This window comes from Shinella sp. 20P9.1.1 (genome assembly GCF_057798995.1).
Genome location: NZ_JBYOLC010000006.1, coordinates 297,371 through 310,614, shown reverse-complemented (window position 1 = coordinate 310,614; position 13,244 = coordinate 297,371). Strand labels below are relative to the sequence as shown.

10 protein-coding genes are annotated in these 13,244 nt (G+C 60.5%); 2 read left to right on the top strand and 8 right to left on the bottom strand.

What is annotated here, in order from left to right:
* Positions 1-2 precede the first annotated feature (2 nt).
* From AC27VQ_RS13480 to AC27VQ_RS13470, 3 genes are all read right to left on the bottom strand, one after another.
* Positions 3-3,320, bottom strand: coding sequence for a c-type cytochrome (locus AC27VQ_RS13480; protein ID WP_488716638.1), 3,318 nt, complete (start codon positions 3,318-3,320; stop codon positions 3-5).
* Between the two features lie 104 nt (positions 3,321-3,424).
* Positions 3,425-4,684, bottom strand: a complete 1,260-nt coding sequence (locus AC27VQ_RS13475) for a ferredoxin reductase family protein (RefSeq protein ID WP_488716637.1) — start codon at positions 4,682-4,684, stop codon at positions 3,425-3,427.
* Between the two features lie 224 nt (positions 4,685-4,908).
* A complete protein-coding gene (locus tag AC27VQ_RS13470; protein WP_488716636.1) occupies positions 4,909-5,184 on the bottom strand; it encodes a hypothetical protein in 276 nt (91 codons plus the stop codon).
* Positions 5,185-5,291: 107 nt separating this feature from the next.
* Between AC27VQ_RS13470 and AC27VQ_RS13465 the strand changes: the two genes are divergently transcribed.
* Both AC27VQ_RS13465 and AC27VQ_RS13460 read left to right on the top strand, forming a co-directional pair.
* On the top strand, positions 5,292-7,238 hold the full coding sequence (locus AC27VQ_RS13465; RefSeq protein WP_488716635.1) for a M10 family metallopeptidase: 1,947 nt from the start codon (positions 5,292-5,294) through the stop codon (positions 7,236-7,238).
* Positions 7,239-7,404: 166 nt separating this feature from the next.
* Positions 7,405-8,025, top strand: coding sequence for a GntR family transcriptional regulator (locus AC27VQ_RS13460; RefSeq protein WP_488716634.1), 621 nt, complete (start codon positions 7,405-7,407; stop codon positions 8,023-8,025).
* Between the two features lie 52 nt (positions 8,026-8,077).
* Here the strand turns inward: AC27VQ_RS13460 and AC27VQ_RS13455 are convergent, their stop codons facing one another.
* From AC27VQ_RS13455 to cysG, 5 genes are all read right to left on the bottom strand, one after another.
* Positions 8,078-8,890 carry a ferredoxin--NADP reductase gene (locus AC27VQ_RS13455; RefSeq protein ID WP_488716633.1) on the bottom strand — a complete coding sequence of 271 codons (813 nt, stop codon included), beginning with the start codon at positions 8,888-8,890 and terminating at the stop codon, positions 8,078-8,080.
* Positions 8,891-9,111: 221 nt separating this feature from the next.
* A complete protein-coding gene (locus AC27VQ_RS13450) occupies positions 9,112-9,612 on the bottom strand; it encodes a DUF934 domain-containing protein (RefSeq protein ID WP_488716632.1) in 501 nt (166 codons plus the stop codon).
* A gap of 13 nt (positions 9,613-9,625) precedes the next feature.
* Positions 9,626-11,299: a nitrite/sulfite reductase gene (locus AC27VQ_RS13445; RefSeq protein WP_488716631.1), complete on the bottom strand. Its 1,674-nt coding sequence runs from the start codon at positions 11,297-11,299 to the stop codon at positions 9,626-9,628.
* Between the two features lie 11 nt (positions 11,300-11,310).
* On the bottom strand, positions 11,311-11,628 hold the full coding sequence (locus tag AC27VQ_RS13440) for a DUF2849 domain-containing protein (RefSeq protein ID WP_488716630.1): 318 nt from the start codon (positions 11,626-11,628) through the stop codon (positions 11,311-11,313).
* 1 nt (position 11,629) lies between these two features.
* Complete coding sequence (gene cysG, locus AC27VQ_RS13435) at positions 11,630-13,069, bottom strand: siroheme synthase CysG (RefSeq protein WP_488716629.1); 1,440 nt, start codon at positions 13,067-13,069, stop codon at positions 11,630-11,632.
* Positions 13,070-13,244: the final 175 nt, after the last annotated feature.

The window sequence follows — 13,244 nt, the reverse complement described above, 5'->3', positions numbered from 1 at the left end:
CATCACTTGATTTCGAACGTCACCATCTGGAGGCCGCTCGCGCCGTTGTCCTGCTCGGCCTGCTTGGCAAGGTTGACGGCGATACCTTTGGTCGCCGGCAGCTTGGAGCTGGCCACCAGCTGTCTGGCCTTGTCCGCCGTCATCTTCTGGTCGCCAAGCCCGCCGATGCGGCAGAAGGCAATCATCGTTTCGCCCGGCGAGGGCGAATCGAAGGTCAGGTTACCAGAACCCGGCTGCGGAATAAGACGGCTTTCGCCTTCATTCAGCGTGGTATTGCCGATCATCACATCCGGGATGATTTCGACATTGCCGGTATCCTCGACATACATCACCTGAAGCTCACAGCTATGGTTGGTGCTGAGCTCGAAGCTGAGGTAATCGCCGACCTTGGCGTAGGTGCTGGGCACCTTGAGCGCCAGCTTCACCTTTTCAGCCTGTGCCTTGTCTTCCTGCTTGTAGGCGGGAACGACATAGGCCGTGTTGGTCTGGGTCTGGGTGGCATACTGCTCCGTATTGGCAACCTGCCCTTCGGTCGATTGCGGCTGTTGATAGGCCGTGTTGTCGACCTTCTGTTCCTGCTTCTGCTCCGGCTGCTGGTACTGGGTGTTGTTGGCCGTGTTGGCGGCCCCCTCTTCCGGATTGACGCCGCGCTTCAGCGGATCGAGCTGCACGAGCGGCTGCAACATGAAGGCATACTGCTCCTCGACCTCATTGCGCGGGATCGTGGCGCCGGCTTCCAGCGTCGCCACCCAGTCGAGGCCGATGCGCAGGGCGTCGACATCGGTCAGGCGGCGGATGTCGGAGGAGAACTCCTCCGGCGTCATGTCGAATTCGGCCGCCAGCTGCTCGAAGTTCAGCTCGTCCTCGTACTGGTCGGCGAAGTAGGTGAAGATCTCCGCACCGCCCGGCGCCTTGAGGCCCGTCTTGCCGCCGCCGGATGTCGGTTCGGTGATGCCGAGGCGATCGAGCGCGCTGACGAAGCGATCGGTGTCGCGCTTGTAGACCTCGTTCAGCTCTTCCTGCGGCACATAGACGGCGAGCAACTCGTCCTGCTGGTCCTTGGAGAACAGCGTGGATGTCTCGATATGCTCGCGTAGCTGGTCGCGCTTCGACAGGATGCCGTCAAAATGGCAGTCGAAGCACGAGCGGGCATTGATGATCTCGACGCCCTTGCCGATCGGCCGCTTGCGGAAGGAGACGATCGTCGTCGGGCCGACATTGAGCTGATCGCCCTTGTTGGTCGACAGATAGTAGCCCTGCATGCCGTTCGGGAGCGAGAAGATCATTTCGCCGCCGTCATGTTCGAAGGGCAGCAGCCCGGCTTTCAGCTGCACACCATCCGGGCCGGCCGGGAAGCGCTTCAGCACCTGGCGGCCGAGATCGCCGGCAAAGTCGTAGGACTTCCAGTAATAGCCGCCGAAGGGCATGTCGTGGCGTTCCAGCATGCGGTTGTGGTCGGACACGCCGGAGGAACCATCGGCAAAACCGGCGCGCACGATGCGGCGGCGTTCGATGTTCTGGTTGACGTTGACCCCGAAGCGATGTTCGAGCTCGCTGATATTGGTCGGCAGCTTCATGAGGCGGTTATAGACCTTCGGCCGGGCGCCGTTGCTCATGAACCAGTCGACACGCATGATCGGCAGAGTCGTCTGCGTCGCCTTGGCAAGGGCGTGCAGTGTCGCGTTACTCGCCGGATCGACGCCGTAGAAATACTCGTTGATCAGGAAGTCATAGTCTTCCTGGCTCCATTCGAGGTCGCGCAGATCGACGCGGACGAGCAGGCCATCCGAACCCTCGACTTCCTCGGGAAGCACAAGTTCCGGACCGTAGGACAGCGAGTTGATGAGTTTCTTGAAACCGCCGGCCAGAACCTTCATGCGCTTCAGGAAGGTTTCGTGCGTCTCACAGCTCATCATGCCGTTATATTGGTCGCGATAGCTGAAATAGCGCATGAAGGGCTGGTCGTGTTCATCGACCTTTGAGATGTCCTGCAACGCAAGATCGACGAAATCGAGATATTTCAGCATCGGCCGCGAGCGCTTGACCTGGGTCGCCGACACCGCCGTCGGAATGGCCGACTGGCTGAGCGAGTTGATCCAGTTGGCAAGGCCCTGCACTTCGGCATCATCGGGACGCTTGCCGAGCGGCATGCGGCCGCTGGTGACGCTTGTATAGAGCAGCGACTTGGAGGCATCGCCTGGTGTTACGAAAGCCGGATTGGCGGCAATCGAAGCGAGATCGCCAGACGGGAACGAGCCCTGCGAGCTTTCCCCCGGACCATGGCAGTTGCGGCAATATTTGCCGATGAAGGCATCGGCCGCGGACGCGAATTCCGCGCTGCCGCCACCGGCCGAAAGTGCGCTTTCGGCGGTCGCCTCGCTGCAGACCGGCGCGGTGCTGGCTTCGACCGGCGTCACCTTCACCTCGCGATCGGCGAGGAAGGCGTACATGGCCTGCTTGTCTTCGTCAGACAGCGCCGAAAGGCCCTGCGCGATGCGGCGCATGACCGGATCGGACAGCGGCGAACCGGAAAGCTTCTTGCCTTCCTCGATCAGGCCCTTGGTGAACACTTCATGCGAGGCAAGGCCGCCCATGCGCGCCTTGGTGATATCGGGCGCGACGGCGCCGGTCAGGCCTTTTTCACCCTCGTACGCGCGGGTGAGATCGAGACCGTAGGTCGTGGTGCGCGGGGTGTGGCAATCGCCGCAGCCGCCGACGTTCTCGACCAGGTAGCGGCCGCGCTCCATCTGCGTCTCCTCGCGCGGCTGATAGGCCTGCACGACGAAATGGCTGCGCTTCCAGAGCGTGATCGTCGTCTGGCGGCTGAAGGGGAACGCGATCTCGTGTTCCTTAGAAGCCGCATCCGACTGCGGCAGCGTGTCGATATAGGCTTTGATGTCGAGCACGTCTTCTGGCTTCATCCCGCCGTAGGACGTGTAGGGCATGACCGGATAGAGATTGTCGCCATCCTTCTTGAGGCCGACCATCACGGCGTTGAGGAAGTCCGCATTGGACCAGCCGCCGATGCCGTTCGGATGGGCGGAAATGTTCGGCGCGAAGAACTTGCCGATCGCCGTCTGCATTTCCATGCCGCCCGAGAGCAGTTCCGTATTGTCGCCGGAACCGTGGCAGGCGCCGCAGCCGGCCGCACCGAACAGGACCTTGCCGTTATCGACATTCGCCTTGTAAGTGCCAAAGGCATCCGGTGCGAACTGATCGATGGCAAAGGCGCCGGCGGGACAGAAAACCGCGAGCATCAGACCGAGGGCGGCGGCAAGGCGGCTGACCGGCCGCAGAAGTGATGTGTTGAACACGCGCATGGCTTGTTCCCTTCGCTCCAAGAGGCCGGCGAGCCGGCTGGAAATTCAAACTGTCTCAACAATTCCGGATGCAAAACCACTTCGCAGTTTCTTCGGGAACTGTCCTATCGAAACTCGAAACGCTCGAACTCGACGCGCCGAGGCGGCTTGCCGAGTTCTCTTAAACCCTTCTCGATCGCCAGCCGCAAAGGCGGCGGGCCGCAGAACCACAGGTCGGCCTCGGCCGGGTTCATGCTGGTACCGGAAACGAGCTTCGATGCATCGAAGCGTCCGTCGGTCGCCGAATTGTGCAGCACGAAGCTGAAATTCCCGAGCTTTTCGGCCTGCGCACGGAACGTGTCGAGGCCGATCGCCTCGGCTCCGTCGCGCACGCAGTAGATCATGTGGATATCCTGCCCCTCGTCGCCCTTCAGCCGGCTCGCCATGGCGAGGAACGGCGTAACGCCGATGCCGCCGGCAAGCCAGATCTGTTTCTTGCCGCCGCGCTTGTGATTGAAATGCCCATAGCCGCCCTCGAGCGTCAACGCATCGCCGACCGCCACGCCCTCGCGCAACGCCTTGGTATAGTCACCGAGCGGCTTGATCGCGAAACGCACCGAGCCGTCTTCGTCTATGCCGGCAATGGTGAAGGGATGCGGCTCGCGCAGACCCGATTTGTTGACCCGGAAGAAGCCGAACTGGCCTGGCATCGCACGCAGCTTGCCATGGATGGGACGCGCCGAAATGATCGTCGCGCCATCGTGCTTTTCGACATCGACTACCTCGTAACGCCGCGTGCGCAACCAAGGCAGAAGCTGCGTATAGGCATAGCTGATGATGCCGATCAGCGCGAAGATGTTGAGATAGGTGGCCAGAAGTGCCGTGCCGTCATAGGGGCGCTTGATAAACATCTGGTGGAAGGCGACCAGCACGAAGAGCAGGCCGATGAAGCGGTGCGTGATGCGCCAGTACTGATAGGGAATCTGGAAGCGCGTCTTCGGGATGATCTTCACGAGGCTGAAGATGAGTAGGAAGACGAAGCCGTAGAAAGCCCATTCTCCTACTACCTTGGCAATCTTGTTGAGATCGCCAGTCAACGAGAGCCCTTGGAAATCAGGCGCGATGAAATAATGGAACAGGATAAGACAGAGCACCGCGATGCCGATCTTGCGGTGGAACTGGTAGATGCGGTCAAGCCCGCCGAAAAGCTTCTCGACGAAGGGCGGGCGCGTCGCCATGAATTGAGCGATCGCCATCGCGACGAAGGCCATGGACGAGGCCATCAGGGAAAAGGTCGTCCCCGCATTGGTATGGCTGACGGCCGGCACGGCCAGAAGACCGGCGAAGACGATCAGAAGTGTCGCGACGATAGAACCCGCAGTCAACGTATGCCCCCACAATGCAACTGGACGGTCCGAATGTCAGGGCATGCTGGCAAGGCCCATGACGTTCGTCAACCGCAATCCTCCTATCGACGGGTGGGCTGACGGCTTTATTCGGGTATATCTGCGCAGGGGTGGCGCGGAAGCTGGCGACGTCGCCAGAGATCGCTAAAATGACAATGGAATAAGACAGATAATGCCAGACTTATATTGCGTCCAGGCCATGCTCAATCGTAGAGACGCTTGATGTCTTCACGCGCCTTTTCGGCAAGCGGATGGTCCGGATGCCGGGCGATGAAAAGCTCAAGCCCTTCGCGCGTGCCGCGATTTTTCAGCCGCGTATATTCGGATTCGATAATTTTTTCTGGATCGCCTGGCTTCTGCATGACCATGCGCGTAACCGTTTCGTGTTCTGCGGCTTGCGTCCGTAGCGGACCCGTCCAGCCAGCAAGGTTGAGACCCGTAGCATATAGCGCCAAAAAAATCCCGAATAGCATGATCATCTCGCGCGTCTTTTGATCGTCTACTATGATAGTGTATCGACACTAAGGCCTTTTTTGGGAAGCCCTGCCAATTCTGAAAGCAGGTCCTATTACTTCTGGAGGGAAACATGTCAGGTTCCGCAACACCTACAAAAACTGTCGATGCTACCGGGTCCATTTTTGTCGATTCGGTTCTCGTCGGAACAGGCTGGAGCTCGTCTACAGTCACTTATGCTTTTCCAACCCAAGTGACGGATTATAGCTATACGAAATACGATAGCGGGTTCAATAGTGTTACTACCGCACAGAAGAATGCCGCTCTTTTTGCGATGGAAAAATCATTTGGAAGCAGCGCCAATGATGGGTTTTCCGTTGAGGGCTTCACGAATTTAAAGTTTTCAGCGGGAGATTCCACGAATGCGACCTTCCGCTTCGCCGAGTCCAGCGTGCCGGATACGGCAGAGGTGGCGGACTTTCCGGGCAATTTGATAACCCAAGACACTATCGCCGATGACGGCGACATCTGGTTCGGAACCGCTTATGTCGGCACTTCCAACGACATGCGCAATCCTGTTGCTGGCAACTATGCATGGCATACGCTCATTCACGAACTTGGGCACGCGCTTGGCCTCAAGCATGCCCAGGAAAATTTGGTCTACGGCCAAATGCCCGACGAGACGAACAGTGTCGAATTCACCGTCATGAGCTACAGGACATACATCGGGGATGTCACGTCCGGTTACGACTACGGGCAATTCGACGCGCCGCAGACGTTCATGATGGCCGATATAGCCGCTCTCCAGCATATGTACGGAGCGGACTACTCCACGAACTCGGGTGCAACCGTCTACAAATGGAAACCGGGCAGCGGCGACACGCTCGTCAACGGCAAGGTGGCCATCGCGCCGGGCGCAAACCGCATCTTTGCGACGATCTGGGATGGCGGCGGAAATGACACCTATGATCTGAGCGCCTACACCAAAGGGGTGAAGGTGGATTTACGCCCTGGAAAACACTCTGTTTTCAGCGCTACACAGCTGGCCGACCTCGGCGGTGGGCCAAATGACGGATTTGCCCGCGGCAACATATTCAACGCGCTACTCTTCAACGGTGATGTTCGCTCACTTATCGAAAATGCCAAAGGCGGTAGCGGAAACGATACCTTCCGCGGCAATCAGGCAAAAAACACGCTTGAAGGCGGCGGCGGCGATGACAAGCTGTTTGGCGAAGCGGCAAACGACAAACTTTTCGGCAACTCCGGCAAAGACACACTCGACGGCGGCAGTGGCGACGACACCCTCGTCGGTGGCTCCGGCGCCGACAAGCTCGTCGGCGGCTCCGGTTCGGACACGGCATCATACGCCGGAAGTTCGAAAGGCGTGACCGCGAGCCTTGCAAAGCCTTCCATCAACACGAACGATGCCAAGGGCGATACTTATTCCTCGGTCGAAAACCTGATCGGCACATCTCACGTCGACAAATTGACCGGCAACAATAGCGCTAACAAGATCAACGGCGGAAGCGGTAGCGATACACTCAATGGAGCTGGCGGTAACGATACCTTGATCGGCGGCGCAGGTGCAGACAAGCTGATAGGCGGCTCCGGTTCGGACACGGCATCATACGCTGGAAGTTCGAAAGGCGTGACCGTGAGCCTTGCAAAGCCGTCCATCAACACGAATGATGCCAAGGGCGATACTTATTCCTCCATCGAAAATCTGATCGGCACATCTCACGCCGATAAACTAAATGGCAACAGCAGTGCCAATAAAATCAATGGCGGAGGTGCCAATGACCTGATTGATGGCGGCAAAGGCAATGACAAGTTGACCGGGGGTACCGGCGACGACGACTTCGTCTTCAAGAAAGGCTACGGCAAAGACACGATCACGGATTTCAAGAACAATGTCGATGATATCGATCTCCGTTCCTATGATTTCTCGTCGGCGAAAACTGTTATAAATAAGGCCATGCAGGTTAGTGATGATGTTCACATTAAACTCAGCAGCACGGACATCATCATCCTTGACGACTTCAAGCTGAAGGACCTCGATGCTCGGGACTTTCTGCTCTAGAAATCATCAATACTAAATCATCTGTATCAAAGGCCGGGTATTCCCGGCCTTTTTTATGATCCGCAAAACGGCTAGTCATCATATGTACATTTTCGCTGATATATCAGTCTATTTGCCATTCTAAACGCGACATGCGAGCATGTGATATATCAATGGGAATCGTGGAATGACGGAAACGGCGGCCTCGCAGGCCCACCTCGCCTATCTCGCCCTCGAAGGCCTTATCGTCACGCTCAAGCTGAAACCCGGTTCACTCGTCACCGAAAAGCAGTTAATCGATCTGGCAGGACATGGCCGCACGCCGGTGCGCGAGGCTATCCAGAAGCTCGAATGGCAGGGATTGATTGCGGTGCGGCCGCGCGCGGGGCTCCAGATAACGGCGATCCGGGCGGAGGACCACATCCAGGTCATGGCGACACGCCGGCAGCTGGAACCGCTCGCCGCCGATCTCGTCGCCCGCCATGCCAGCGAGGCGCATCGCGAACGGCTTGTCGAATGCGCGCAGAGCATGACGGCCTGCTCGATCCGCTCCGATCTCGAAGGATTTCTCGCCGCCGACAAGGTGTTTGACGAAATCCTCGAGGAGGCCTGCCCAAACCGCTTCCTGACGGGCGCGCTCGCGCCCTTGCAGACCCACGCCCGCCGTCTGTGGTTCGCTCGCGCCGACAACAGGCACATGGACCGGTCCGTGGATCTCCACGTCAAGGTCATCCGCGCCATTCGCAACGGCGATGGCCAGGCGGCATCGGAGGCGATGACCGACCTTATCGACTATCTCTCGGCCTGAAACAGAAAGGGCGGCTCGAAGGCCGCCCTTTTCATAGGGATTGTGCCGTAGATCAATCGACGAAAGCGCGCTCGATCACGAATTCGCCGGGCTTGTTATTGGAGCCTTCAACGAGACCTGCCTCTTCCAGCAGCGCCTTGGTTTCCTTCAGCATCGCGGAGGAGCCGCAGATCATGCCGCGATCCACCGCCGGGTCGAAATGCGGTACGCTCAGATCGGCGAACATCTTGCCGTTCCTGATGAGATCGGTGATGCGCCCCTGGAACGGGAAGTCCTCGCGTGTCACGGTCGCATAGTGGCGCAGCTTGTTGCCGACGACTTCGGCGAGGAATTCATGGTTGCGGATTTCCTCGACGAGGTCAAAACCGTATTTCAGCTCCGACACTTCACGGCAGGTATGCGTCAGGATGACCTCGTCGAACTTCTCATAGGTCTCCGGATCGCGCATCAGGCTGGCGAAGGGCGCAATGCCCGTGCCGGTCGAGAACATGTAGAGGCGCTTGCCGGGGGTGAGCGCGTCGAGCACCAGCGTACCGGTCGGCTTTTTGCGCATCAGCACGGTGTCGCCCGGCTTGATCTGCTGGAGATGCGAGGTCAGCGGGCCGTCCGGCACTTTGATCGAGAAGAATTCGAGCTCTTCGTCCCAGGACGGGCTGGCGATCGAATAGGCGCGGTAGACCGGCTTGTCGCCGACCATCAGGCCGATCATCGCGAATTCGCCGGAGCGGAAGCGGAAGCTTTCCGGGCGCGTCATGCGGAAGCGGAACAGGCGATCCGTATAATGCTGCACGCTCGTCACCGTCTCGGCGAAAACGCCGGCGGGGATGGCGGGAACGAATTCTTCGGTCTTGGCAGGTGCGTTCATTTCGGGATCGATCCTGGCTGCGTCTGATAATCTTGACGATAGGCAGATATTACATGTGGATCATCAAAGGAAGGTATTCCGTTCCAATGCGCCGATTGGCCGCGCAATAGTTTGCCGTCGATGCGTTTTTCCCGCAAAGCCCGGCCCGCGTCCTTGATCTGACGCAAGACTACACCGCGATTGCGGCCTTTCGCCGGCGATCCCGCAAACCGGGCCTGAAATCAGGCCCGGCGGCGCCAGCTGTAGGAGCCGACGTCCTCGGAAGGACGTGCGGTCGGCTGGTAGTGGTTGTCGATGCCCGGCAGGCGGTTTTCCGCAAGACGCTTAAGCGCCGTCGCGTTGGTTACGGCGAAGCTGTCGATGCCACAGCGCAGCATCAGTGGGATCTGGTCGATCAACACGTCGCCGACCGCCCTCACCTCGCCGGTGAAATGCAGCCGCGAGCGCAAGAGCGAGGCGTGGCTGAAGGCGCGGCCGTCGTTAAAGGCCGGGAACGCGACCGCCACCAGCGCCAGCCGGTCGAGATGGCCTTCCAGCTCGCGCACGTCGTCGGCCGGGTTGATCAGCACGCCGAGGCCCGTTTCATCCCCTTCGGCAACCTTCGCCAGGAAATGATCGAGGCCCAGGATCGTCTTCTCGTTCGAGCCGGCCTTGGTTTCCTCGGTTTCGATGATCCAGGGATCGTCGGTCACGAAGCCGGATTCGTTCCAGATTTTCGTCATGTTTCAAAACTCCTCAGGCTGCCGCGGCCGTCTTGTCACCGTAGAGCGCATCCTTGAAAGGCTGCGGTCCGACGCGACGATAGGCATCGAGGAAGATTTCCGAGGGGTCGAGGCGCAGGCCGAGATAGGTGTTGACGATCACCTCGACGGCGTCCGTCACCTTCTCCGGCTCGAAGCCGCGGCCGATGATCTCGCCGATCGAGGTGTTTTCGTCCCCCGAGCCGCCGAGCGTGATCTGGTAGAGCTCCTCGCCCTTCTTCTCCACACCGAGCAGGCCGATATGGCCGACATGGTGATGGCCGCAGGCATTGATGCAGCCGGAAATCTTGATCTTCAGCTCGCCGATCTCGGCCTGACGCTCGGGCGCGCCGAAGCGCAGCGAAAGCTCCTGCGCGACCGGGATCGAGCGGGCGTTTGCCAGGGCGCAGTAGTCCAAGCCGGGACAGGCGATGATATCGGTGATGAGACCGGCATTGGCGGTCGCAAGACCGGCGGCGACGAGGCCGCGATAGACCGGCTCCAGATCGGCGAGCGCGACATGCGGCAGGATCAGGTTCTGTTCGTGGCTGACGCGGATTTCGTCGAAGGCATAGTCTTCCGCGATATCGGCGACGGCTTCCATTTGCGCGTCGGTCGCGTCCCCAGGAATGCCGCCGATCGGCTTCAGCGAGATCGTCACCATGCCGTAGTCGGGATGCTTGTGCGGCTGCACGTTCTGCTGAATCCAGCGGGCGAAATCGGCGTCTGCCTTCTTCCATTGCGCAAGATTCGCCCAGCCTTCGGCGCGCGGCGGAAACGCCGGCGGCGCGAAATAGGCGGAGATGGCGGCGACGTCGCGCTCCGGCAGCTTCAGCTCTGTGTTCTTGAGGGCGGCGAACTCGACCTCGACCTGGCGCGCCAACTCCTCGGCACCCGTTTCGTGCACGAGGATCTTGATGCGTGCCTTGTACTTGTTGTCGCGGCGGCCGTGCAGGTTGTACACGCGCATAATGGCGGTCGTGTAGGACAGAAGGTCCTCTTCCGGCAGGAAGTCGCGGATCTTCTTGGCGATCATCGGCGTGCGGCCCTGCCCGCCGCCGACATAGACGGCAAAGCCGATGCGGCCGTTCTCGTCCTTCTTCAAATGCAGGCCGATGTCGTGCACCTGGATTGCCGCACGGTCGCGCTCCGCACCGGTGACGGCGATCTTGAACTTGCGCGGCAGGAACGAGAATTCCGGATGGACCGAGGACCACTGGCGCAGGATTTCCGCATAAGGCCTGGGATCGGCGACTTCATCGGCGGCAGCGCCGGCAAAATGGTCGGCCGTGACGTTGCGGATGCAGTTACCTGAGGTCTGCAGCGCATGCATCTCGACGGTGGCGAGATCAGCGAGCGCATCCGGCAGTTCCGAAAGCTTCGGCCAGTTGTACTGGATGTTCTGGCGCGTGGTGAAATGGCCATAGCCCCGGTCATATTTGCGGGCGATGAGGGCCAGCATGCGCATCTGGCGGCCGTTCAGCGTGCCGTAGGGAATGGCGACGCGCAGCATATAGGCATGCAGCTGGAGATAGACGCCGTTCATCAGGCGCAGCGGCTTGAACGCATCCTCGGCCAGCTCGCCGGACAGGCGGCGGGCGACCTGATCGCGGAACTGCTCCACACGGTCGGAGACAAAGGCGTGATCGAATTCGTCGTAACGATACATCTGGGACTTCCTCAGGCGGCCGGTGCGGCCGTCGCAATCAAGCCGGCATAACCGACGGCATAGGGGATCGAAGGACCTTCGGCACGAATGCGCTCGCGCATGCGCAGCGGCCGGAGAACACCATCGACGTCTTCGACATCAACGACGTTCACGTCAACCACCTTGTTGTCGGCAAAGGCCTGCTTGCCGGTGGCTTCCAGTGCGTCGACGGCTTCCTTGTGGCGCGCGACGAAGGCGGCCTGCAAGGATTCGTTCCAGGTGCCGGCGGCATCCAGCCAGACGGAAATGCCGTCGGAAAGGCGGTTGGCTGTCAGAACCTTGTCGGCCATGTCATGCTCCCAATGCTGCTGTGTCGCGAACCGTCTGCCTGACGGCAAGCGGTTCGGAATGTTCGAAATTGGCGCCCGCAACCGCGTCGCCGATGATAACCATGACCGGGCCGGACAGTTCGTCTCGGTGTTCGAGGCCCGGAAGATCCTTGAGCGTGCCGTGCAGCAGGCGCTTTTCGCGGCGGCTGGCGTTTTCGACGACCGCGACGGTCGTTTCGTCCGGCAGCCCGGCTTCCATCAGCCGTTCGGCGACGGAGGCGGCGACCGAGCGGCCCATATAGACCGCGACGGTGGCGCCGGAGATCGCAAGGCGCGCCCAATCCGGCAGCACGGAGCCCGTGAGATCGTGGCCGGTCGTGAAGACGAGTGAGGAGGCAACGCCGCGCAGCGTCAGCGGCAGTTCGAAATCGGCGGCGGCAGCGAAAGCCGAGGTGATGCCCGGCACGACCTCATAGGTGACACCCGCCTGGCGCAGCGCCGCCATTTCCTCGCCGGCACGACCATAGACTAGCGGATCGCCGGATTTCAGGCGCACGACGCGCTTGCCGGCCTTGCCGAGTTCGACGAGCAGGTCGTTGATCTCGTCCTGGGATTTGGAGTGGCAACCCTTGCGCTTGCCGACCGAAAGGCGCTCGGCATCGCGGCGGCCCATATCGACAATGGCCTGCGGCACCAGCGCATCGAACACGATGACATCAGCTTCCATCATCACGCGCTGGGCGCGCAGCGTCAGCAGGTCCTCGGCGCCCGGACCGGCGCCGACGAGCCAAACATGGCCGGCGGCCTTGCCCTGCGCGTTGAGTAGCGCGTCGGCCGTGTGGCGGGCCAGCGCAATATCGCCATTGTTGACGGCATCGGCGACCGCGCCCTGAAAGAAACGGCGCCAGAAGACGCGGCGCGTCACGCCGCGCGGCAGGATACGGTCGACGGCCTCGCGATAACCGTTGGCAAGGCTTGCAAGGCGGCCGAGCGACGGCGACAGGATTTGATCAACCTGCGCGCGGATCATCTGCGCCAGAACGGGGCCAGCCCCTTCCGTGCCGATGGCAACGGCGACAGGCGCACGATTGACGAGCGCCGGCGTGAAGAAATCGCAATGATCGGGCTGATCGACAGCATTGACCGGAATGCGCAGCGCGCGCGCGGCCTGCGAAATGGCGCGGTCAGCGGCGGCATCGCCCGTTGCGGCAAAAACCAGCGTGGCCTCGGCGATCGCTTCCTTCGAAAACGGCGCGCGGACCAGCGTCAGCCCCTTGTCGGCGATGAAACGGGCAAAATCCGCTTCCGGCGCTTCGGCCAGAACGACGATCCGGGCATCCGTGTTGAACAGCAGGCGCGCCTTGGCGAAGGCCTCGTCGCCCTCGCCCACGACAACGACCGTCCTGCCGCTGACGCGGAAGAACGCCGGGAATGTCGAAAGCTTCTGCTGTGCCTCGGTCATGATCTGGTCCGGTTGAAGTGTGCGCACTATTGCGAAAAACGACAAGAAACAAAAGAAACAGAAATTCCAATGGCCTCGAAGGGGCGTATTGTTTTGCTCTGCGACCCGGCATTTTGAGCATAAGTCACCGGGCGGCCTTGCCTGTCCGCCCGAGCGCCCGGTAAGGATGCCGCAT

Excerpts from the sequence above, each read along its gene's own strand:
- AC27VQ_RS13480 (WP_488716638.1), bottom strand. The coding sequence starts at position 3,320 with ATGCGCGTGTTCAACACATCACTTCTGCGGCCGGTCAGCCGCCTTGCC.
- AC27VQ_RS13470 (WP_488716636.1), bottom strand. The coding sequence starts at position 5,184 with ATGATCATGCTATTCGGGATTTTTTTGGCGCTATATGCTACGGGTCTC.
- AC27VQ_RS13465 (WP_488716635.1), top strand. The coding sequence starts at position 5,292 with ATGTCAGGTTCCGCAACACCTACAAAAACTGTCGATGCTACCGGGTCC.
- AC27VQ_RS13460 (WP_488716634.1), top strand. The coding sequence starts at position 7,405 with ATGACGGAAACGGCGGCCTCGCAGGCCCACCTCGCCTATCTCGCCCTC.
- AC27VQ_RS13455 (WP_488716633.1), bottom strand. The coding sequence starts at position 8,890 with ATGAACGCACCTGCCAAGACCGAAGAATTCGTTCCCGCCATCCCCGCC.
- AC27VQ_RS13450 (WP_488716632.1), bottom strand. The coding sequence starts at position 9,612 with ATGACGAAAATCTGGAACGAATCCGGCTTCGTGACCGACGATCCCTGG.
- AC27VQ_RS13445 (WP_488716631.1), bottom strand. The coding sequence starts at position 11,299 with ATGTATCGTTACGACGAATTCGATCACGCCTTTGTCTCCGACCGTGTG.
- AC27VQ_RS13440 (WP_488716630.1), bottom strand. The coding sequence starts at position 11,628 with ATGGCCGACAAGGTTCTGACAGCCAACCGCCTTTCCGACGGCATTTCC.
- cysG (WP_488716629.1), bottom strand. The coding sequence starts at position 13,069 with ATGACCGAGGCACAGCAGAAGCTTTCGACATTCCCGGCGTTCTTCCGC.